Source organism: Pantoea sp. GM_Pan_3 (genome assembly GCF_026541045.1).
Classification (GTDB): Bacteria; Pseudomonadota; Gammaproteobacteria; order Enterobacterales; family Enterobacteriaceae; genus Pantoea; species Pantoea anthophila.
Window position 1 is genome coordinate 316,472 of sequence record NZ_JALNVA010000004.1, and the last position, 21,542, is coordinate 338,013.

A 21,542-nucleotide genomic window follows, 5' to 3' on the forward strand; every position below is an offset into this window, starting at 1 on the left:
ATATAAATAGAAAATAAATGTTAAAAAATCGCGAATAATGAATTAATTTCTTTGATCTGGATCAAAATTTATATTTGCAGAAATCGCATCATATTTACAGGCTTTTAAAAATGCTGCTCAATCCTCAGGCAGCGGATTAAAAAAATCAGTGCATCGCGGTTTATTCACACTATCAAGAATAAGAACGAAATTCATCAGTGAAGGTCCGGGGCGCAAATCGTATTCTTCTTAACTTGCAGATAAAACACTATGAAAACACTCTCAGCTGTAACTGAACCCCCAAAAGCCGCACCTGCGGGTGCGGGGAAAAAGAAAGCGATCATGCTGGCGCTGCCGGTGCTGGTGGCCGTGCTGCTGTTGCTGGTGCCGACACCTGCGGGCCTTGAACCCTACGCCTGGCACTTCTTCGCCATCTTCGTCGGCGTCATCGTCGGCCTGATCTTTGAACCCCTGCCCGGCGCCGTGATCGGCCTGACGGGCGTTGTCGTCATCGCGCTGTTCAGTCAGTTCCTGCTATTCAGCCCGGCAGAGCTGGCTAATCCGAAATTCAAAGTCGCCAGTGAATCCTTTAAGTGGGCGGTCAGCGGTTTCGGTAACTCCACGGTCTGGCTGATCTTCGGTGCCTTTATGTTCGCCGCAGGGTATGACAAAACGCAGTTTGGTCGTCGCCTGGCGCTGATCCTGGTGAAATATCTGGGTCGCCGCAGCCTGACGCTGGGTTATGCCATCACCTTTGCTGACCTGTTGCTGGCACCCTTTACCCCGTCGAACACCGCGCGCAGTGGCGGCACCATCTATCCGATTATCGCCAACCTGCCTCCGCTCTACGGCTCTAAACCGAATGACCCAAGCGCCCGCAAAATCGGTTCCTATCTGATGTGGGTCGCCATTACCGCCGCCTGTATCACCAGCTCAATGTTCCTCTCTGCACTGGCACCCAACCTGCTGGCCCTGGCGCTGGTGAAAAGCATCATCGGTTTTGATATCTCCTGGGGCATGTGGTTCCTGGCCTTCCTGCCGCTGGGTCTGCTGCTGATTCTGACCATGCCGCTGCTGGCTTACTGGTTCTATCCGCCTGAAGTCAAAATCAACGATGAAGTGCCAAAATGGGCGATGGCTGAACTGGAGAAACTGGGCAGACTGACCCGCAATGAGATCCTGCTGCTGGTGTTCGTGGTCTGCGCCCTGCTGATGTGGATCTTCGCGACCTCGTGGATTGAGCCCGCCCTGGCAGCACTGCTGGTCGTGGTCCTGATGTTGTGGACAGGGGTGCTCAGCTGGAACGACATCACCAGCAATAAACCCGCCTGGAACACCTTTGCCTGGTTCGCTACCCTGGTGGCGCTGGCGGACGGTCTGGCTCGCGTCGGTTTCATCACCTGGTTAGGTAAAGAAGGCGGCATGCTGCTGCAGGGCTATGACCCGCAGATTTCAGCCGTCGTCCTGTTAATCGCCTTCTTCCTGCTGCACTACCTGTTTGCCAGTACCACCGCGCACACCACCGCGCTGTTACCGGCCATGCTGACCATTGCCGCCTCGATTCCTGGCATCAATATGCCGGTCTTCTGCCTGATGCTCTGTACCTCTCTGGGTGTGATGGGCATCATCACCCCTTACGGCACCGGCCCAAGTCCGATTTACTACGGCAGCGGTTATCTGCCGACTAAAGACTACTGGCGTCTGGGTACCATCTTCGGTGCTATCTTCCTGATCTCCATGATGGTGATTGCCTATCCGTGGATGGTGTGGATGTTCTGACGGATACAACATGCAGATCAACGCGTTATAAGATACCATTCCTGCACTTCCCCGCTGCACCCGCGGCGGGGAAGCATAATAAACGATTAATTCGCCTATGATGTTGCGCCCCGCAGCCTGCTCGCGGTGGTTCAGCCGGTCATTAAGTGAGAAAAAATGTCGAACAAACCTTTTGTCTATCAGAACCCTTTTCCGCTGTCCCACGAAGAAACCGAATACTATCTGCTGAGCCGTGAGCATGTCTCAGTCGCCGAATTTGAAGGTCAGGAGATCCTGAAAGTTGACCCGCAGGCGCTGACGCTGCTGGCTCAGCAGGCCTTCCACGACGCCTCTTTTATGCTGCGTCCGGCTCACCAGCAGCAGGTTGCCTCAATCCTTGCTGACCCGGAAGCCAGCGACAACGACAGATATGTCGCCCTGCAGTTTTTACGCAACTCTGAGATTGCCGCCAAAGGCGTGCTGCCAACCTGTCAGGATACCGGCACCGCTATCATCATGGGTAAAAAGGGTCAGCGCGTCTGGACCGGCGGCGGGGATGAGGCCGCGCTGTCGCAGGGTATCTATAACACTTACATCGAAGATAACCTGCGCTACTCCCAGAACGCCGCACTGGATATGTACAAAGAGGTGAACACCGGCACCAACCTGCCTGCGCAGATTGACCTCTACAGCGTGGATGGCGACGAGTACAAATTCCTCTGTATTGCCAAAGGGGGCGGCTCTGCCAACAAGACCTATCTCTATCAGGAGACCAAAGCGCTGCTGAGTCCCGGCAAGCTGAAAAATTACCTGGTGGATAAGATGCGCACCCTGGGCACGGCCGCCTGTCCGCCGTACCACATCGCATTTGTTATCGGTGGCACCTCAGCGGAAAGCACGCTGAAGACGGTTAAGCTCGCCTCGACCCACTACTACGATGGTCTGCCGACCGAAGGCAACGAACATGGTCAGGCATTCCGTGATGTGCAGCTGGAGCAGGAACTGCTGGAAGCCGCGCAGAAGCTGGGTCTGGGCGCACAGTTTGGCGGCAAATATTTTGCGCACGACATTCGCGTGATTCGCCTGCCGCGCCACGGTGCCTCCTGCCCCGTCGGCATGGGCGTCTCCTGCTCCGCTGACCGTAACATCAAGGCGAAGATCAACCGCGAAGGCATCTGGATTGAGAAACTGGAAGCCAACCCGGGCCGACTGATCCCGGAAGCGCTGCGTCAGCAGGGCGAAGGTGAAGTCTTACAGGTTGATCTGAACCGTCCGATGGAGCAGATTCTGGCGCAGCTCTCCGCCTACCCGGTCTCTACCCGTCTGTCTCTGACCGGTACCATTATTGTGGCGCGTGATATTGCGCACGCGAAGCTCAAAGAGCGTATCGATAACGGTGAAGGGTTGCCGCAGTACATTAAGGATCATCCGGTCTATTACGCTGGCCCGGCCAAAACGCCTGAAGGTTACGCCTCCGGTTCACTCGGCCCGACCACCGCCGGACGTATGGACTCCTACGTGGATCTGCTGCAGGCACACGGCGGCAGTAAGATCATGCTGGCAAAAGGCAACCGCAGCCAGCAGGTGACGAATGCCTGTCAGAAGCATGGCGGCTTCTATCTCGGCAGCATCGGCGGCCCGGCAGCGGTGCTGGCGCAGCAGAGTATTAAGAGTCTGGAGTGCGTGGAGTATCCGGAGCTGGGGATGGAAGCGATCTGGAAGATTGAAGTCGAGAACTTCCCGGCCTTTATCCTGGTCGATGATAAAGGTAACGACTTCTTTCAGCATATTGAGCGCGCGCACTGCGCGAAATGTGTGAAGTAAGAGATGCGTTAAGTTATGAAAAAGCCCCGGAATCGGGGCTTTTTTCTGCAATGATCCCTGAAGGCATGCTGGCTGTGGTAGCGAGCCTGCGCAGGGAACGGGGTCAAAACCCACATGCAGGCCAGTCTGACAGCAACACCTCAGGTCAGGGCACAGGGAGCCCGGTCAGAAGAGGAAAGCGTCCCGCGCCAGGGACGGCGCGGGCCGAGCGGTCATGGATGACAGCTTTTGCGTCTTTCCGATCTGACCGGGCTCTCTGTGCAGGCTCGATCCCTGAGCCAGCAGAGCCTTTTTTTCTTGCTTAACGTGCTACTGATAGTGGCATTAGCCACGCTGCAACCGCTGCAACGCCTCATCGATCGGGCTGTCGCCCTGAGTCAGCTCGATGATCTGATATTTTATGGCTGGCTGTTCGATCAGCCCGACCAGGGTTGCCGCCACATCTGCCCGCGGCACCACGCCATAGGGGATCGCCAGGTCGGCATGAATCCGTCCGCTGCCCGCTTCGTCAGTCAGCGTGCCAGGGCGCAGGATCACCCACTCCAGGCGGCTCGCCACCAGCTCAGCATCAGCCTGTCGTTTGACCCGCATGTAGTTCTCAAAACCCTCTGAAGGGGTTTTGCCGCGACCTGCATCGGGAAAGGCCGAAACCAGCATAAAGCGTGGAACAGCTGCCTGCCCTGCTGCCGCCACGGCCAGTGTCAGCCCCTCACCATCAATGGCATTGGTCAGCGCGATTCCGGCACCACCGGCCCCCGCCGTAAACACCACGACATCATGCTCAGCCATCAGCTGTGCCAGTTCCGCCACGCTCAGCTGCTGAAGGTCGCCTGACACAGCCGTTGCGCCTGCTGCCTGCAACGTCTCAGCCTGCTCCGGTTTGCGGTGAAGTGCCGTCACCCTGTGCCCCTTGCTGCTCAGCTGACGGGTCAGCTGCTGACCCACCTTGCCCGCAGCCCCGATAATGAAACATCTCGCCATGGGTTCTGAACCTCCACTGAATGATCAAATATGCCGGAAACAAAACAGGCGCCGGATAGGGCGCCTGCAGGTTTTTACTCAGGGATCACTTTTTCCGCTTTCAGCTTATCGAACAGCTGGGTGAAGGAGTCCAGCGTGCTGCGGTAGCCGGTAAAGCCCGCTTTGCGGCTCTTACTCATGTCGGTAAAGGCTTCCATCGGACGTCCCAGATCGGCATCGGTGTGCCACCAGGAGGCGAGTTTATTGATATCCGCCTCACGCAGCTGATGCTTCTCTGCAATCGCCTGCCATGCGCTGGCAGCCTCATCCATCCGCCCTTCCAGCGGCATCATCTGCGCCGGATAGTCCGCAGCCTCGATACCAAAGTATTCTGCCAGTTTCGGCCACATCCAGTTCCAGCGGAAGACATCGCCGTTTACGGCGTTAAAGTCCTGGTTAGCGGCATTAGGCGAGGTGGCGGCCCAGAGCAGCTGCTCAGCCAGCAGACCCGCATCGGTCATATCCGCCACACCGTTCCACTGCTCAGGCGAACCCGGGAAGATAAACGGCCAGCCCTTCTCTTTACACAGGGTGGCGTAAACGGCCAGCGTCTGCCCCATGTTCATCGCATTACCCACCGCGTAGCCGATGATGGTGTGCGGACGATGCACGCTCCAGCGATAGTCATACTTTTCAGCGCCCGCGAACAGTTCATCTTCCTGCGCGTAGTAGAAGTTATCAACCGGCTGACGGCCCTGCTCTTCGCGGAATGGCGTAACCGGCACCGCACCTTTACCGTAGGCTTCAAACGGGCCCAGATAGTGCTTCAGTCCGGTGACCAGCGCCACGTGAGAACCCTGCAGGCGATCGCCCAGTGCTTCGATCACGTTGCGCACCATGCCGCCGTTAACGCGAATATTCTCTTTTTCATTCTCCTGACGCGCCCAGACGCTGAAAAACAGCGCATCCGGTTTGACCGATTTCAGCGCGTCACGCACCGCATCGGCGTCGGTCAGATCGGCGGTCAGGCTGGTCGCGCCCGCTGGCACGGCACCGCGGCCGCGTGACAGGCCGCTTACCTGCCAGCCTTCCTGCTGTAATTTGTCTGCCAGTGCGCGACCGATTACGCCGCTGATGCCCACAATCAAAGCGTGCTTTTTCATTTGATTTCTCCTCAATTTGCGTAATGCTAAGCCTAATAGAGAATTCAGTTCTTATCTCTGTCATTTATTCACATCATTCTCAACCTGAGTTCACGAATCGATGCACGATCATCGCCTGAAAGACATCCTGCCGTTTGTTGCCAGCGTCGAATGCGGCAGTTTCACCGCGGCGGCCGAACGTTTGCATGTCACCGGCTCGGCGGTCAGTAAAAGCCTCAGCCGGCTGGAAACACGCTTAGGCTCGCGCCTGCTGGAACGCACGACGCGCAGCCTGCAGCTGACCGACGCGGGCAGCGCCTATTACCAGACCTGCCTGCGGGTGCTGGAGGATCTGGCCGAAGCAGAAGCGGTGCTGGCGGCGCAGCGCACCATTCCTTCCGGCCGCCTGCGGCTGGCCGTACCCACCACCTATGGCCGCCTTAATGTCATGCCGCTGCTGATGCCCTTTTGCCAGCAGCACCCCGAACTGGCGCTGAGTCTGAGTCTGTCCGATCGCTTTGTTGACCTGTTTGAAGAGGGGGTGGATGTGGCGGTACGGATTGGCGGGGCGCCTGACCTGCCTGCCTCTCTGGGCTGGCGCAATATGGGTCGCGAGAAGATGCAATTCTGTGCGTCACCCGCTTATCTGGCACGTGAGGGACGCCCGGAAGATGAGGCGGCGCTGCTGAATCACCCCGCCATCCTTTATGAGCGGGTAGATGGCAGCACCAAACCCTGGCTGTTTACTACTCAGGATGGGCAGGCGCACTGGCGGGAGGTGCCCTGGCGGCTGGCTGTCGGGGACGTTGATGCGCAGTTGCAGGCGGTTATCGCCGGGCTGGGTGTGGCACAGATGCCATCCTGGCTGATCCAGCGCGCCGTGGACGCGGGTGAACTCGACATTATTCTGCCGGAACTGCAGCCTGACGGGCTGACGCTGAGCGTGGTATGGCCACGGCGCAAACAGTTTCTGCCCAAAGTGGACGCGCTGCTGTCGGCGCTTAATGAACTGACCATCCGCTAATCTCTCTTCGTGCGCCAGGCGCGCCACGCTGCCAGCGTCGTGTCATAGCGAGGCCGGAACCCTGCGTCCGGCCTGCCGGGAGGATTACGGCGCCGTGATCACGATGGCCACACGGCGGTTCTGCGCCCGCCCCTGAGGAGTGCTGTTGCTGGCCACCGGGGCGCTCATGCCTAACCCGCGAGTGATGATATTCTCAGGGGGGATCGCCGCGCCCTGCGCCCACTGCGCCGCAACCGCGTTTGCCCTTTTCAGTGACAGCTGCTGGTTGTAATCCGGTTTTCCATAGTTGTCGGTGTGCCCGTCAATGCGCACATGCGCAATACCGGTCGAGGCCAGGTTTCTCGCCATCGTCTGAATGGTCGTTTTGCTGGCAGGGGTCAGTTCGGATTCGTTGATACCAAACAGGATTTTATCGGACAGGCCCAATCCCCAGCCCTCCATGTTCTGCGTAAAGCCGGCGCTTTTCATCGCAGCGATCTGCGCCTCACTGAAGCGCGAAGTCGACTGACAGCCCGCCAGCGCCATCACAAGTAATACCAGGGAAAATTTCATTCTCATCTTTTCGCCTTACCTGCTCGTTTATTCCTGTACATGTTCATATCGGCACGTTCGAGAATGGCCGCGACCGTGTCACCCTGCTGTGACCAGGCATAGCCAACGGTCACCGAGGTCGTTATCTGCGTATCCCCGGCAAGCGTGATCGCCTGCGTGATAACCTCATGAATGCACTGCACCAGACGCTGAAGCTCCTCCTCACTGACGCGACTGCTCACCAGCATGGCAAACTCATCGCCCCCTAAGCGGGCAACCAGATCCTGATCGGCCGCCAGAGACAGGAGGCGTGAGCCTATCGCTTTTAAAACGTCATCGCCTGCGGCATGACCCCAGCTGTCGTTGATGCTCTTGAAACGGTCGCCATCCAGAAACAGCAGAGCAAAGCGCCCCTTCTCCTGCTGTCGATCCAGAAGCCGGGCGAGATGCGCCGTAAAGGCGCTGCGATTGGCCAGCCCGGTCAGCGGATCTTCCAGCGCCTTGGCCGCCAGCGAGCGATTGTCACGGATCAGCGAAGCCTTCAGCGACTGCATCTCCTTCAGCAGCGAATTGAGATCATCGGAGAACAGCTGAAACTCACTCGTCGGGCTGCCGGGTATGCGCAGGGAAAAATCGCCCGAATGAATCACATAGTGAATGGAACTGGTAATGTTGCGCAGCGTCGCGACGATACCCCGATGCAGGAAGGCGCTCAGCATCAGCGAGACAATCAGCACACACAGCATTCCGCTGGTCAGGATCAGGAAGGAGTAGCGAATAAATCGCATCGCGCCGGTCACGGTCCCTTCCAGCGTCAGTGTGCCGACCGTGACGTCAGCGTGATTGATGGCGACATTAAGCGGTTTGCTATACATCCACTCGCGTAACCAGCGTGAATACCAGCCCGTCGGTTCCTGCTGCGCATGCCAGCGGACCAGTTCAATATTATCCCGGGTGACGAGCTTTGCAGAGGCATAAAGGCCCTGCTCACCGAGCTGTTCAATTTTATTACGCGCATCGTAACTGTCGGCAAAAACGGTCGCGGCGGTCAGCGTCGTGCTGAGCGTGGAGCCGATCAGTTCAAGATTACATTTCTCATAATTTTTAATGAAGAGCAGCGAAGTCGAGGAGAGCAGCAGCCAGCACAACAGTAATATTACCGCCGCATTGATGGTGCTTATTTTCTGCAGCTTATTACGTATTGATGATTTGTCGTTTCTTACTTTATCGAATTTCATATTATTCGACTCTCTGGCGGGAGAGCAAAAGCACATCCGGACTCACCCTGACGCCACTTCTGGCAAGCGAGTCAAGATTAACGGAAAAAAGCGTTCGGTCCGGTTGAAATATCAGGCAAAAAGCGGCCCCCACGGTGCACTCCGGGCTGCTCTCTGCAAGGGTAAGCACCGCTCTGCCCTGTAGCTGCTGGATAGTTTTTGCCTGCTGCTGCGAGTTTTCCGCGCCAAAATAGAGTGCATCGCACCGGTGCGTCGCAAGCTGGCTGACAGTCGCTATATAGACAACGGTAAAGGTTGCAGCAGGCGAAGTGATATTTTCCGGCAGGGAGAGATGCCGTGCCGATGAAAAGACACATAACTGGGGCGGACTGTTCAGGCCGGGCCAGTGGCTGAAGCTGATAATTCCGCTGACGATACGATTGGCTTTGCCATCCCGTATTTCGCCATAAGCCAGATGAGGAATGAGCAGCAGCAGAATAATGAGTGTCAGGACGCTTCTGCAGACAGGGCGCAGGGAATGCAGCAAACAGGCATTCAGATAAAAAGGATATTTTACGGTCATACTGCGTTCCCGGAAATAGATCGCTCGGCAGGACGCCTGAATAAGCGCCGGAATATTAACACAGCGTTAATAAGAATTGTACCGGATGAATAATTAAACGGGGTGGTGGAAAACTATATTGTCTTTCTGTCACCGGGATTGTGACGCGATGCTGACCGGAAGACGGACATCGCGCCAGACGTCAGACATAGCCCATCATTTTCAGCAGCGACTGCACCTGGTTCATCGCTTCACTGCGGTGAGAAACGCCCAGCTTCTGATAGAGATTGCGGATATGGGTCTTGATGGTGGTGGAGGCCACAGCCAGCTCCCCGGCAATCTGATCGTTGCTGTAGCCCGAATAGATAAGCCCCAGCACCTGCCATTCACGCTGTGTCAGCGGGCTGGTGCGGATCAGCTCCGGCACGTCAGGATGGTTGAGCAACCGGCTGACAAAAACCTCATCGAAATGGGCAAACTTGTGACGGTGATATTTATTGATCTCCAGCAGAATGCGGCGGGCGCGATGGCTGTCCAGCTCATTCAGGGTATTCAGCTGAATCAACTGCCGCAGCTGTTGCGCCATCATCTCGCCTTCAATCACAAAGTGACTGATAAAACCGGTACTGCGCGCCAGTTTCAGCGCCTCGATCAGCACACGCTGCGCCTCCGCTTTGCGTTCAGTCTGCCAGTAGATCTGATTCAGCAGCAGCAGGTTGCGGTTCAGATCGCTCATCAGGCGCAGGGCCCGGGCATTCTCGTTCAGCTCTTCCAGCACCACTTCCGCCTGGCTGACATCGCCCAGCAGGATCTGCGCACGGGCGATGTTGCGCCACTGCCCCTGCAGAAAATGGTTGTTGGCAAAGGCAGGTTTTGGCGTCTGGCGCATCCAGTCGCGTGCGTTCTGACTGTCGCCGGTCATCTGCCAGTAGATCACCCGGACCTTATCGGCATTGGCAATCCAGTCGCTGTGCCAGTTGCCATTGTTCAGCAGGTTTTCCAGCCGGTTCAGGTAGCTGCGGGCATTATCCAGATTGCCCCGCGCCAGCGAGCACTGCACCAGCAGGCCCAGACACTGGATCTGCTGCTGCGGCTGAAAACCGTTCAGTACGCTGATGCCGTCGCGGGCGGCCTGTTCCGCCTCTTCCAGCCGTCCCCAGGCCCACAGCAACTGAGCGCGAATGCGCAGCAAAAACTCATGCAGCGGGAACTGCGCCAGATGCTGCTCTTCCACCAGCACAAAGGCGCGACTCTGGATTTCGTAGGCTGCCTGCAAAAAGCCCTGCGCAAACAGAATTTCGCTCTGCTGTATCAGGCTCCAGAGGGCGTAGTGCCACACCTCATCGCGGCGCGCCAGCTGCTCGGTCTGACGCATCAGCTTGAGGGAATCCTCCAGCTCGCCTTTGCAATGCATCACTTCGCCATGCACCGACATCGCCACAATACGGCTGTAGTGACGATTGCCGGGCAGCGTGTCGAGCGCCACTTTTGCCAGTCGCTCCGCTTCGTCGATGTTGCCGTCGTTAATCGCTACCTGAGCGCGTAATGCATTAAATTCGCCGCGCAGCGCCGCGTCAATCTCGCAGCGACTGGCCTGTTCAAAGCGTGCCAGCAGGCTGTCCACCTCGGAAAAGCGGTGCTGAGTCTGCATCAGCCAGGCCTGCAGCAGCACCAGCATCGGGTTCTCCAGCATCATCTCCCACGGCAGCGCCCTGAGGGAGTTCTCCAGCAGCGGCAGCTCACTCTGGTTGAACAGTGTCCAGGCGTGCTCCAGCAGCACGTCGCGCAGCATGCTGGCGTCGCCGGACGCCAGCGCATGATGAATCGCCTCGCCAGGGAAACCCTGCGCCATCCAGCTCTCAGCCGCCGCCCGGTGCAGCGCGGGCAGCTCCGCCGCCAGCTCCCACTGACAGCGCTGCCGCAGGAAATTACCGAACAGCGGGTGGTAACTGAACCAGCAGCCGGAATCATCCATGCGCTGCAGGAACAGCCCCTGACGCTCGATCTCTTCAAGCCGCATCTGGCCGTTCTCTTCGCAGGTAACCCGGGCGATGAGTTCATCATTCATGGAGCGCAGCAGCGCGGTTTTCAGCAGGAAATGGCGGGTGGGGAGATCGACATGATCCAGGACCTCCTCCACCAGATAGTCAGAGAGGTGGCTGGCATTGATGCCGGAGAGACGACGGGCCGAATGCTGAGCCGAACTGGCTCCCTGCCGCGCCGACAGCACAATCAGCTGCAGCGCGGTCGCCCAGCCCGCCACATCGTCACATAACCGGCTGCTCTCTTCGCTCTCCAGCGGGGCCGCCAGACGACAGTCGAAGAATTGCCGCGCCTCCTGATGGGTAAACGCCAGCTGCTGACTGCCCAGTTCAATCAGTTGCTCGCGCACCCGGAGGTTGGCAATACCCAGCTGGGGCAGATTGCGCGACATCAGGATCAGCGTCAGATTTTCAGGCTGGTGACGCAGGAAAAAACGCATCGCATCGTGGATCACCGGATTGGTGATGAGGTGGTAATCATCGACGATCAGCCACAGCGGCTGCTGCCACTCCACCAGCTCGATAAACAGCTGTGAAAACAGGGCGTTAAGATTGACATACTGCCGCTTCTGCGCCAGCTGTTCGCTGCGCGGACAGCCACCGTGGGTGGCCTGCTGCAGGGCCGCAATCAGGTAATCGGCAAAACGCTCCGGCTGGTTGTCGCCCTCATCCAGAGAGACCCAGCCCAGATCGCTTTTCCCCGCCGCCCACTGTGACACCAGCGTGGTTTTGCCGTAGCCCGCCGGACTGGTGACCAGCACCAGACGATAGTTTCCGGCTGCGGTGAGCTTTTGCAGCAGGCGCTCACGGATGACGGTGCCATCAAGACGCACCGGGCGGCTGAGTTTAGCGGGTATTAACATGGGCGCGCGTATCTCCGTTTGTCGAGCGCAGCATTATTTTACGCTTCGTAATTATTCCTTACACAGGTTCAGCATTTCGTCAGATGAATGCAAGCAAACCCATTAATTAAACTTTACAAAAGTGTGCGCTATCACACTCCTGAACCGATTTCGGATTAGCCTCATCCTCTCCACCCTCCCTATCCTCCTGCGCTAATTCTGTTCAGGAGGAGGAGCGCCAGCTTTCGCGCGGGCACACTGTCGCCATATTGACCCCTTTTTCTGTTTTTCCAGGAGATGAACCATGACGACACAGCCCGGATTTAACCCGATTCAGTTCAACGCCGCCCTGACCCGTCAGTGGCAGCGTTTTGGCCTGCGCGAAGCGCAGGAGATGACCCCGTCACAGTGGTGGCAGGCGCTCAGCGGTGCGCTGGCGGATATGCTGGCCGCACAGCCAGGCGCCCCGGCACCCGCAACACAGCGCCACGTTAACTATCTGTCGATGGAGTTTCTGATTGGCCGTCTGACCGGTAACAACCTGCTGAATCTGGGCTGGTATGACGCGGTCAATGACGCGCTCTCTGCGTGGCATATTTCGCTGACTGACGTGCTGGAAAATGAGACCGATCCGGCGCTGGGCAACGGCGGACTGGGGCGGCTGGCCGCCTGTTTTCTCGACTCTATGGCCAGTGTGGGCCAGCCTGCAACCGGCTATGGCCTCAACTATCAATATGGCCTGTTCCGCCAGCGCTTCGAACAGGGGGCGCAGCACGAAACGCCGGATGAGTGGCAGCGCGATCGTTACCCTTGGTTCAATCATAACGCGGCGCTTAACGTTCGGGTCGGACTCGGCGGCAAAGTGGTCACCACAGAGGGGCAGCCTCAGTGGCAACCGGCGTTTGAACTGGTGGGTGAGGCCTGGGATTTGGCGGTCGTTGGCTACCGGAATGGCATCACCCAGCCGCTGCGTTTGTGGCAGGCGAAACACGCTGAGCCGTTTAACCTCAATCGCTTCAACGACGGCGACTTTCTGCGCGCAGAGCAGCAGGGCATCGACGCTGAAAAACTGACGAAGGTGCTCTATCCCAATGACAATCATCAGAACGGTAAAAAACTGCGTCTGATGCAGCAATATTTTCAGTGCGCCTGTGCGCTGGCGGACATTCTGCGCCGCCATCATCTGGCCGGACGGTCGATTGAAACCCTGCCCGATCATGAAGTCATTCAGCTGAATGACACCCACCCTACGCTGGCGATCCCGGAGCTGATGCGTCTGCTGCTGGATGAGCACCAGCTGAGCTGGGATCAGGCCTGGCAGATTACCCGCCACACCTTTGCTTACACCAACCACACGCTGATGCCGGAAGCGCTGGAGTGCTGGGATGTCCGGCTGGTACGCAGCCTGCTGCCGCGCCATATGATGATCATTAACACGCTCAACGCCCGGCTGAAAGCCGTGGTCTCAGCACGCTGGCCGGAGGATGAGGCGAAATGGGCGAAGCTGGCGCTGGTCCACAATAATCAGCTGCGGATGGCGAACCTCTGCGTCACCAGTGGTTTTGCGGTAAACGGGGTGGCCGCGCTGCATTCGAAACTGGTGGTGCAGGATCTCTTCCCGGAGTATCACCAGCTCTGGCCGGAGAAATTTCACAACGTGACCAATGGCATTACCCCGCGTCGCTGGATCAATCAGTGCAACCCGGCGCTGAGTGCCCTGATCACCCGAACCCTGAACACGCCATGGCTGAACGATCTGGATGCGCTGCAGGGGCTGGAAGCCTTTGCGGATGACGCCGCGTTCCGCGCCGAATACCACGCCATCAAGCAGCAGAACAAACAGGCGCTGGTCGGCTGGGTCAAAAACCGCACCGGCATTACGATCGATCCCACGGCGCTGTTCGACGTGCAGATTAAGCGCCTGCATGAGTACAAACGCCAGCATCTGAGCCTGCTGCATATCATCGCGCTGTGGCAGACGCTGGTGATCGATCCGCAGGCGAATCGTGTGCCGCGCGTGGTGCTGTTTGGCGCCAAAGCCGCGCCGGGTTACGCCCTGGCGAAGAACATCATCTATGCCATCAATAAAGTGGCTGAGGTGATCAATCATGATCCCCGCATCGGCAACCGTCTGAAGGTGGTTTTTATCCCCGACTACAACGTCTCCGTCGCGGAACGGCTGATCCCGGCCGCCGATCTCTCCGAGCAGATCTCGACTGCCGGCAAAGAGGCTTCCGGCACCGGTAACATGAAACTGGCGCTGAACGGTGCCCTGACCATCGGCACCCTCGACGGCGCAAACGTTGAGATCGCTGAACAGGTTGGCAGTGACAACATCTTTATCTTTGGTCATACCGTTGAACAGGTCGTGGCGTTAAAAGCTGGCGGATATGATCCCGCTCTGTGGCGTAAAAAAGATCCGCAGCTTAACCAGGTACTGCAGGCGCTGGAGGATGGCACCTTCAGCCAGGGCGATCGTCACGCCTTTGACGCAATGCTGCACAGTCTTGGCCCGGAGGGTGGCGACCCCTATCTGGTGCTGGCCGACTTCCAGCCCTACCTGGAGGCTCAGGCGCAGGTGGAAGCGCTCTGGAGCGATCAGGACGCCTGGACCCGTGCCACTATCCTGAATACCGCGCGCTGCGGGATGTTCAGCGCCGACCGCGCTATCCGCGATTACCAGCAGCGCATCTGGCAAGCGAAACGCTGAGGAACGCCATGAAAACGAATCCGGTTAAGGATGATTTTTCCGTGGCGGGTATCGCTGCAGAATATATTAACGCCCACGGCAGGCCGCAGGCGATCCCGGCCCTGACCCGCCAGCGTCTGCTGGCGGTCATGCAGCCACCGCGTCAGCAGTGCACGCCGCTGCCGCCGGTGGTGATCTTTCGCAGCGGCGATCTGCTGAGCCTCTCCCCTCAACTGACGCAGGATGCGCAGTGGCAACTCACCCGTGAGGCGGGAGAAGTCACTTCGGGTCGCTGTCATCCCGCTCAGCCGCTGCATCTGCCGCCGCTGCCGGAAGGCTACCATCAGCTGACGCTGCAGCAGGGTGCCCGGCAGTGGTCGTGCCGGATCATCATTGCTCCGCCCCGCTGCTATGAGCCGCCAGCGTTGCAGGCGGGGGAATCGCTGTGGGGAGCCTGTGTGCAGCTCTATACATTACGTTCGGCAGAGAACTGGGGCGTTGGCGACTTTGGCGATCTGCGCCGGATGCTGCCCGCTGTCGCGGCACGCGGCGGCGCGTTTATCGGGCTGAATCCCATTCACGCGCTGTTTCCCTCCAGCCCGGAGAGTGCCAGTCCCTACAGCCCCTCCTCCCGGCGCTGGCTCAATGTCCTCTATATCGATGTGAATGCGGTCAGTGACTTCCGGCAGAGCAGCGCCGCCCAGGCCTGGTGGCAGCAGCCGGAGACACAGCAGGCGCTGACGCAGGCGCGCGCCGCGGAGTGGGTCGACTATGCGGCGGTCACCCGCCTGAAAATCACGGCGCTGAGCCTGGCATGGCCGCAGTTCAGCCGGCGTGAGGCCAGCGATCCTGAGGTGCAGGCATTCCACGCCTTTATCAAAGAGGGTGGCGTCAGTCTGCAGCATCAGGCGCTGTTTGATGCCCTGCACGCCGATCAGATTGCGCAGGATAGCCAGCGCTGGGGCTGGCCGGTGTGGCCGGAGGCGTTGCAGGACCCTGCCAGCCCGGCGGTGAAAACCTTTCTGCAGCAGCATGCCGATCAGGTGCGTTTCTGGCTCTGGCTGCAGTGGCTGGCCGCGCAGCAGTTTGCTGACTGCTGGCACGGCTGCCAGCAGCAGGCAATGCCCATCGGCCTCTACCGCGATCTGGCGGTCGGGGTGGCCAAAGGAGGGGCCGAGACGTGGAGCGATCGCGACCTCTACTGCATGGAGGCCAGTATCGGAGCCCCGCCCGATATCCTCGGCCCGCGCGGTCAGGACTGGGGACTGCCGCCGATGGACCCGCAGGTCATGCAGCAGCGCGCCTGGGAGCCGTGGATTGCCCTGCTGCGCGCGAATATGCGCCACTGCGGCGCACTGCGCATCGATCACGTGATGGCGCTGATGCGACTCTGGTGGATACCGGCCGGGGAACCGGCGATGCACGGAGCCTATGTTCACTATCCCATCGACGATCTGCTGGCGATTCTGGCGCTGGAGAGCCAGCGACATCGCTGCATGGTGATTGGGGAAGATCTCGGCACGGTGCCGGAGGCGATTGTCGATAAGCTGCGGGATGGCGGTGTTTACTCCTATAAAGTGCTCTGGTTTGAACAGACCTCCCCGTCGGGATTCCGTCCACCCGCCGCCTGGCCGCGGCAGGCGATGGCCGTCGCGACCACCCATGATCTCCCGACGCTGCGCGGCTGGTGGCAAAGCGACGATCTGACCACGGGTGCCCGGCTGGGCCTCTACCCGGACAAGGTGGTGCTGGCCGGGCTGTATCAGGATCGGCTACGGGCAAAGCAGGCGCTGCTGAACAGCCTGCATCAGGTGGGCGCCCTGCCGAAACGGGCCGGACGGTATGCCGGACGTACCGGGATGAGCAAGGCGCTGAACCGGGCGATGCAGCGCTATCTGGCGGACAGTCACAGCGCCCTGCTGGGTCTGCAACCGGAGGACTGGCTGGATATGGCTACGCCGGTCAATATCCCCGGCACCAGCGATGAATACCCGAACTGGCGACGCAAGCTGAGCGTCACGCTGGAGGCGCTGTTCAGTGATGCGGAAATCCGTGCACTGTTGCGGGATCTGACGGCGCGACGGAAGCGGATCTGATTCCCTGCTCTGAAGCACACCTCAGGTAATGCAATTGCATTGCGAAATGCAATTGCATTATAGTGTCTTATCCATCCGGTCATTCTTTCCCTGTAATGAAAGAGATGGAAATGAAGAGGAGTCAAACGATGGCTATTCAAACACAAGACGCGGACGTATCACTGTACGCTGAGTCCCGGCTCACTGAACGCAGCCAGACCACCATCCCGGCAGCAATTCGCGATGCTTTGCATCTCAAGCCCGGTGAATACATCCGATATAGCCTGCTTCCAGGCGGCAAAGTCATTATGTCCCGCCAGGAGGATGAACAGGAGGATCCGGTTGTATCGAATTTTCTGAATTTCCTTGAGAATGACATGAAGAAAAACCCACAGCACATTCATGCCGTACCCGTGGCCGTCTGGGAAAGTATTAAAACATTGACTGCTGGAGTTGAGGTCGATTTAGACGCGCCGCTTACCGATGATTAACCTGATTAATACGGCGGTAACACATGGAAGATTTGGAAATAAATGGCTGGAAAATCTGCTTTCACGCATGTTTTTTGAATCAGATACAAGAACTCGTTCAAAAGGTCTCAGCGCTCAGGGCTGCAAAACCTGATGAATTTATGCGCAGGAAGGAAGCTAAGCTTCTGCGTGCGATTGAACGCGTGATTGAAGAATGCATCGCGTCTAATCCTCTCAACGCTCAGTATCGTCAGGGTGATACGTTAGGTGATGAGTTCAGACACTGGTTCCGCGTAAAGTTTTTGCAGCAATTTCGCCTGTTTTATCGCTGCAGTGCTGAGCATAAAATAATCGTCATTGGCTGGGTGAATGATTTTGATTCACTTCGCGCTTACGGCTCTAAATCGGACGCCTATAATGTGTTCGCTAAAATGTTAAAAGCGGGCAATCCCCCTGACGACTGGGAACAACTTCTCAGAGAGGCTAAAGCCGCTACCTCCGCCTCAGATCTTTCAGATCTCTTCAGACAGTCACTTTCAGACTGAGCACCAACGCTTGCCAGCCAACCATGAAGTCCGCTGCCTGATCCCTTCACCTGGATACTTTTACACGAAAAAAAGGTGCGCCGGAGCGCACCAGATGGGACAACATCCCTGGTGTCGGGGCAGTTTCACCCCTTGCCTTTAACACCACGGATAAAGGTTTGCCGGGCAGAGGTGGAGCCCAGCCGTTCAGCTTCATCCAGCAGCTTCAGCGCTTTGTCGATATTGCCGCTGTTAATCGCCTGAGTGATCTGCTGATTAAAGTAGCGCTCAGTGTCACTCATGATCGGTTCTGCCGCTGTTTTCGTCGCTGGCAAAGGCGCGGCCGTGGCGGCAGGGGTTGAACGATAAGCGGGCGCAGGCGCGGTGTTACCGACGGTGACCGGGCCGGGACCGGACGATCCAAACAGCGGCCCGACCAGAATGGAGGAGCCGGAACTGGTCTGCATTTTCAGTTTAAGGGTGCCCTCCCGGCTGTGGCTGGCGATAGGGTCGGGGATGTCCGGCACAGCATGGCCGGTGCCCTGCGCGTAGGCTTTAGCCGGATCGAGCAGGGTGGTGGTCTGGGTCAGATCGCTGTCGGTGGTGAACACCAGCAGGTAAATTTTTTGCTGGCCCAGCGCCGGGGTCAGTTTCATCACCCCTTCCAGCCGGTCTGCCGCCATCACGCCTGGCTTCTGGTAGGTAAAGTAGCGGCTGGGGAACCAGGCGGCGGGCCGCAGAGTTTCATCCAGTACCAGCACGTTAGGCGCAAAAACCTGCCCGTTGGCCACTTCACTGCTCAGCGTCAGCGTCAGTTCGCCGATATTCGCTGGCAGGCTGTAGGCCGCCACCGGTCCGGCAATGTGCGGCGCGTTGAGCGTCTGCCCGCTGCTGGCGAGTTTTGTCGTCTGGGTCTGTGAGGCGGCCAGCGGCTGCCAGCTCAGGTGTTGCAGGGTTTCAGCAGGGACAACCGGGGCGGAGGTGAGATCCTGCGGCACCAGGTTGACGTCCGCCCAGGCGGGCAGGCTCTGTCCGGCCAGTAATGTTGCACTCAGGCAGAGTGCGGTCAGCGTCTTTTTCATTTTCATTATGCGTACCTTATTACAGGTCGCGGCATGCACCAGGCAATGGCACACCGCGACCAGAGAGATTCATCAGGCGTGCAGGCACGCCCGTCAGAAACGGTGCGGGTTTACCACCAGATTTCCATCTGCGCGCCGAAGGTAAATTCGTCGTTATTACCGCGGCTGTTGGTCAGGATGCCGTTGCCGGTAGAGTCAGCCGAGGCGAAGGTGGTGAGATCGCCGGCGCTGTCTTTGTTGTAGCCCCACTTCTCATCCCATTTGGCGTAGGTAGCGAACAGACGCAGCGCCGGACGTGACCAGATGCTGTCACCCGCCTGCCACTGCTGTGCCAGCGTCACTTTGTACTGACCGTTGCGCTCGCTGGCCTGCTGTGACTTCACATTGTCATAGCCCAGTTCCAGCAACGTACTCATGATCGGCGTCCATTTGTACATCGGACGCACGCCGACGGTGTACCACTCGGTGCCGCGGTCGTTATCCAGATCGATGTTCTGATACATGGCGACGTACATCAGGTCCCAGCGTTCTGCCAGCGAGATCGCCCCGTGGTCGAGGATACGGTACATGTCCCCGTTGTTATTGAGACTGGTGCCCTGCGGCACCCCTTTGCCCTGCGAGGTCATCGCGTCGGTGGCGTACTGCAGTACAAACTTGTTGTAGCCCTTGAGCATGCTCTGGGTATGTTCGGCGGTGAACATCCAGCCATCTTTTGAGGCGCCATCTTCCAGCCGATAGTCGTCACGGGCATTGGCACGACCGTAATCGACCCCCAGCTCCAGCACGCCATCCGGGTTGGTTTCCAGGCCCGCCAGGCGCACATCAAACACGTCATTCGCGGTGCTGGTGGCGAAGTCACGGATACGATCGCTGGAGAAGGTGTAAGAACCGCCCGCTTCCGAGGAGCGGGTTGCCGCGAAGGAGAGCTTACCGAAGCCGAGATCGACATCTTCCAGACCGGCACCCGGTCCGGAGATATCCCAGTAGTAGAAGTCGATCATATGAACGTCATGACGCTGATAGAAACGCTTACCGGCCCAGAGGGTCGATCCTGGCAGCGCATCGATCAGGTTTTTCCCTTTTACGTTGGCTTCACGGAATGCCGGTGAGGTGGCTTCCCAGTCGTTCTGCTGGGCTACGGAGTAAGCCACGTTGGTGTCGAAATAGAAGCTTTTGTCGCCCTCTTTCCACACTTCCTGGCCTAATTTCAGTTCGGCGTAGGTTTCACATTCGTTACCCAGACGGTATTTACTTTGAGCACCGGTGGCCTGAAAACATTGCTGTTCACCACCGCTGCCTGTCCAGCCGATGCCGGAACGGGCATAGCCGGTGAAATCGACCGCCATCGTCGGGGCGGAGAGCGTGCCCACCGCGACGGCAACGGCAAGGGGAAGTTTGCGCAGAGTTAACATTTTCTATCTCCTGAGGTCATGGCTTTTATTGTTTTGGCAGGGCTACACACCCGGCTCCTGGTACAGCCTGCGGCACGCGCTCCCGTCCTCGCGGAACAGGTGACAACGCTCGGGCGGCAGGCCAATCGCCAGGATCGCGCCCTCTTTTACCAGCACGACGTCCTCCTGGCGGTAGACCAGGTTCTGACGGATTGCGGGAATCTCGATGTGGATCTGTGTTTCATGCCCCAGCTGTTCCACCACCTGCACTTCCCCTTCAAGGGTGACGTCGGCGATATCGCTGGAGAGCAGATGTTCCGGGCGAATGCCCAGTGACATATTGCTGCCGACCAGTACGCCGGCGCTGTCAACCGGCAGCCAGACCAGCTGCTGATTCGGCAGACGGACCTGAACCTGATCGAGGGCGGTGGCGGTCACTTTGACCGGCAGGAAATTCATTTTGGGTGAGCCGATAAATCCGGCGACAAAGCGGTTGGCGGGATAGTGATAGAGCTCCAGCGGCTTGCCGACCTGCGCGATGCGCCCGGCATCGAGCACCACAATTTTGTCAGCCAGCGTCATCGCTTCGATCTGATCGTGGGTCACGTAAATCATGGTGCGCTTCAGGCGCTTATGCAGACGAGAGATCTCAATGCGCATCTGAACGCGCAGGGCTGCGTCGAGGTTGGACAGCGGTTCATCCAGCAGGAAGACGCGCGGTTCCGCCACCAGCGTGCGGCCGATGGCGACGCGCTGACGCTGCCCCCCTGAGAGGGCTTTTGGCCGGCGATCAAGCAGGTGCGCCAGCTGCAGAATTTCGGCCACCTGATTGACCCGCTGATGGATTTCAGCCTTTTTTACCCCGGCCAGTTTCAGGCCAAAAGACATGTTTTCCGCTACGGACAGGTGCGGATAGAGCGCATAAGACTGAAACACCATGCCGATGCCGCGCTCGGCAGGCGGCACCTCATTCATGCGCCGGTCGCCAATGAGCAGCTCGCCGCTGGTGATGGTTTCCAGTCCGGCAATCATGCGCAGCAGCGTCGATTTGCCACAGCCCGACGGGCCGACGAAAACAACAAATTCCCCTTCACGAATGGTGAGATCGATCTCTTTCGATACCACCGTTTCGCCCCAGGCTTTTGTGACATTGCGTAGCACAACGCTCGCCATGATCCCTTCCCTCTTAGCTGCACATTCGTGTCTGCTCAGCGGCAGACGGGTTCCGGGGCTCACTATGCGAGAGGAAACCGGCGGTCACATCCTCCACTGCAGCGCAATCCACTGGGGGAGGAGACGGGAGGAGGAGAAACCGCGGCGGACGAGGCAGCCAGCGCGCCGCCGCGGTTTTTTGTGATCGTTCACGCAGACCTGCACGATTTTTTGCCGCGCCATCTCCCGCTCCGGACGCTTTTTGCCAGCGCGATCAC

The 21,542-nt window shown here is 58.4% G+C and carries 16 protein-coding genes; 7 read left to right on the plus strand and 9 right to left on the minus strand.

From position 1 onward, the window contains the following. Positions 1-249: 249 nt before the first annotated feature. A complete protein-coding gene (locus OXR04_RS14180) occupies positions 250-1,758 on the plus strand; it encodes a DASS family sodium-coupled anion symporter (protein WP_267371086.1) in 1,509 nt (502 codons plus the stop codon). Between the two features lie 156 nt (positions 1,759-1,914). Beyond that, positions 1,915-3,561 carry a class I fumarate hydratase FumA gene (gene fumA, locus OXR04_RS14185; protein ID WP_267371088.1) on the plus strand — a complete coding sequence of 549 codons (1,647 nt, stop codon included), beginning with the start codon at positions 1,915-1,917 and terminating at the stop codon, positions 3,559-3,561. A gap of 324 nt (positions 3,562-3,885) precedes the next feature. Here fumA and OXR04_RS14190 read toward each other — a convergent pair whose 3' ends face one another. Both OXR04_RS14190 and OXR04_RS14195 read right to left on the minus strand, forming a co-directional pair. Beyond that, positions 3,886-4,542 (minus strand): NAD(P)H-binding protein, encoded by a 657-nt coding sequence (locus OXR04_RS14190; protein WP_267371090.1) that lies wholly within the window; start codon positions 4,540-4,542, stop codon positions 3,886-3,888. Positions 4,543-4,616: 74 nt separating this feature from the next. Further along, on the minus strand, positions 4,617-5,684 hold the full coding sequence (locus OXR04_RS14195; protein WP_046102918.1) for an SDR family oxidoreductase: 1,068 nt from the start codon (positions 5,682-5,684) through the stop codon (positions 4,617-4,619). A gap of 100 nt (positions 5,685-5,784) precedes the next feature. On the opposite strand from OXR04_RS14195, the gene OXR04_RS14200 reads away from it, so the two are divergent. Next, complete coding sequence (locus OXR04_RS14200; protein WP_009093037.1) at positions 5,785-6,687, plus strand: LysR family transcriptional regulator; 903 nt, start codon at positions 5,785-5,787, stop codon at positions 6,685-6,687. A gap of 84 nt (positions 6,688-6,771) precedes the next feature. Here the strand turns inward: OXR04_RS14200 and OXR04_RS14205 are convergent, their stop codons facing one another. The 4 genes from OXR04_RS14205 to malT all read right to left on the minus strand — a co-directional run bounded on the left by OXR04_RS14205 (position 6,772) and on the right by malT (position 11,902). Then, positions 6,772-7,245 carry an OmpA family protein gene (locus OXR04_RS14205; RefSeq protein WP_140923490.1) on the minus strand — a complete coding sequence of 158 codons (474 nt, stop codon included), beginning with the start codon at positions 7,243-7,245 and terminating at the stop codon, positions 6,772-6,774. Then, positions 7,242-8,456, minus strand: coding sequence for a diguanylate cyclase (locus OXR04_RS14210; RefSeq protein ID WP_058957810.1), 1,215 nt, complete (start codon positions 8,454-8,456; stop codon positions 7,242-7,244). Before OXR04_RS14210 ends, OXR04_RS14205 begins: the two co-directional genes overlap by 4 nt. A gap of 1 nt (position 8,457) precedes the next feature. Then, positions 8,458-9,018, minus strand: a complete 561-nt coding sequence (locus OXR04_RS14215) for a YfiR family protein (RefSeq protein ID WP_140029220.1) — start codon at positions 9,016-9,018, stop codon at positions 8,458-8,460. Between the two features lie 181 nt (positions 9,019-9,199). Further along, the gene (gene malT / locus OXR04_RS14220; RefSeq protein WP_267371097.1) at positions 9,200-11,902 is read right to left on the minus strand and encodes an HTH-type transcriptional regulator MalT; all 2,703 of its coding nucleotides are present in this window, start codon (positions 11,900-11,902) and stop codon (positions 9,200-9,202) included. A gap of 283 nt (positions 11,903-12,185) precedes the next feature. Between malT and malP the strand changes: the two genes are divergently transcribed. The 4 genes from malP (at position 12,186) to OXR04_RS14240 (ending at position 17,660) form a co-directional block, all read left to right on the plus strand. Further along, positions 12,186-14,591: a maltodextrin phosphorylase gene (gene malP / locus OXR04_RS14225; protein WP_267371100.1), complete on the plus strand. Its 2,406-nt coding sequence runs from the start codon at positions 12,186-12,188 to the stop codon at positions 14,589-14,591. Between the two features lie 8 nt (positions 14,592-14,599). Next, on the plus strand, positions 14,600-16,666 hold the full coding sequence (gene malQ / locus OXR04_RS14230; RefSeq protein WP_267371102.1) for a 4-alpha-glucanotransferase: 2,067 nt from the start codon (positions 14,600-14,602) through the stop codon (positions 16,664-16,666). Between the two features lie 128 nt (positions 16,667-16,794). Next, on the plus strand, positions 16,795-17,136 hold the full coding sequence (locus OXR04_RS14235) for a type II toxin-antitoxin system PrlF family antitoxin (protein WP_058957805.1): 342 nt from the start codon (positions 16,795-16,797) through the stop codon (positions 17,134-17,136). Positions 17,137-17,159: 23 nt separating this feature from the next. Beyond that, on the plus strand, positions 17,160-17,660 hold the full coding sequence (locus tag OXR04_RS14240) for a type II toxin-antitoxin system YhaV family toxin (protein ID WP_267371105.1): 501 nt from the start codon (positions 17,160-17,162) through the stop codon (positions 17,658-17,660). Between the two features lie 125 nt (positions 17,661-17,785). On the opposite strand, the gene malM is transcribed toward OXR04_RS14240, so the two are convergent. The 3 genes from malM to malK form a co-directional block, all read right to left on the minus strand. After that, the gene (malM, locus tag OXR04_RS14245) at positions 17,786-18,727 is read right to left on the minus strand and encodes a maltose operon protein MalM (protein WP_267371107.1); all 942 of its coding nucleotides are present in this window, start codon (positions 18,725-18,727) and stop codon (positions 17,786-17,788) included. A 104-nt stretch (positions 18,728-18,831) separates the two neighbouring features. Continuing rightward, the gene (locus OXR04_RS14250; protein WP_009093047.1) at positions 18,832-20,133 is read right to left on the minus strand and encodes a maltoporin; all 1,302 of its coding nucleotides are present in this window, start codon (positions 20,131-20,133) and stop codon (positions 18,832-18,834) included. 42 nt (positions 20,134-20,175) lie between these two features. Continuing rightward, the gene (gene malK, locus OXR04_RS14255; RefSeq protein ID WP_009093048.1) at positions 20,176-21,285 is read right to left on the minus strand and encodes a maltose/maltodextrin ABC transporter ATP-binding protein MalK; all 1,110 of its coding nucleotides are present in this window, start codon (positions 21,283-21,285) and stop codon (positions 20,176-20,178) included. Positions 21,286-21,542 lie beyond the last annotated feature (257 nt).

What these genes read in the sequence shown, in the direction of transcription:
- OXR04_RS14180 (WP_267371086.1), top strand. Translation starts at nt 250, where the DNA reads ATGAAAACACTCTCAGCTGTAACTGAACCCCCAAAAGCCGCACCTGCG.
- fumA (WP_267371088.1), top strand. Translation starts at nt 1,915, where the DNA reads ATGTCGAACAAACCTTTTGTCTATCAGAACCCTTTTCCGCTGTCCCAC.
- OXR04_RS14190 (WP_267371090.1), bottom strand. Translation starts at nt 4,542, where the DNA reads ATGGCGAGATGTTTCATTATCGGGGCTGCGGGCAAGGTGGGTCAGCAG.
- OXR04_RS14195 (WP_046102918.1), bottom strand. Translation starts at nt 5,684, where the DNA reads ATGAAAAAGCACGCTTTGATTGTGGGCATCAGCGGCGTAATCGGTCGC.
- OXR04_RS14200 (WP_009093037.1), top strand. Translation starts at nt 5,785, where the DNA reads ATGCACGATCATCGCCTGAAAGACATCCTGCCGTTTGTTGCCAGCGTC.
- OXR04_RS14205 (WP_140923490.1), bottom strand. Translation starts at nt 7,245, where the DNA reads ATGAGAATGAAATTTTCCCTGGTATTACTTGTGATGGCGCTGGCGGGC.
- OXR04_RS14210 (WP_058957810.1), bottom strand. Translation starts at nt 8,456, where the DNA reads ATGAAATTCGATAAAGTAAGAAACGACAAATCATCAATACGTAATAAG.
- OXR04_RS14215 (WP_140029220.1), bottom strand. Translation starts at nt 9,018, where the DNA reads ATGACCGTAAAATATCCTTTTTATCTGAATGCCTGTTTGCTGCATTCC.
- malT (WP_267371097.1), bottom strand. Translation starts at nt 11,902, where the DNA reads ATGTTAATACCCGCTAAACTCAGCCGCCCGGTGCGTCTTGATGGCACC.
- malP (WP_267371100.1), top strand. Translation starts at nt 12,186, where the DNA reads ATGACGACACAGCCCGGATTTAACCCGATTCAGTTCAACGCCGCCCTG.
- malQ (WP_267371102.1), top strand. Translation starts at nt 14,600, where the DNA reads ATGAAAACGAATCCGGTTAAGGATGATTTTTCCGTGGCGGGTATCGCT.
- OXR04_RS14235 (WP_058957805.1), top strand. Translation starts at nt 16,795, where the DNA reads ATGGCTATTCAAACACAAGACGCGGACGTATCACTGTACGCTGAGTCC.
- OXR04_RS14240 (WP_267371105.1), top strand. Translation starts at nt 17,160, where the DNA reads ATGGAAGATTTGGAAATAAATGGCTGGAAAATCTGCTTTCACGCATGT.
- malM (WP_267371107.1), bottom strand. Translation starts at nt 18,727, where the DNA reads ATGAAAATGAAAAAGACGCTGACCGCACTCTGCCTGAGTGCAACATTA.
- OXR04_RS14250 (WP_009093047.1), bottom strand. Translation starts at nt 20,133, where the DNA reads ATGTTAACTCTGCGCAAACTTCCCCTTGCCGTTGCCGTCGCGGTGGGC.
- malK (WP_009093048.1), bottom strand. Translation starts at nt 21,285, where the DNA reads ATGGCGAGCGTTGTGCTACGCAATGTCACAAAAGCCTGGGGCGAAACG.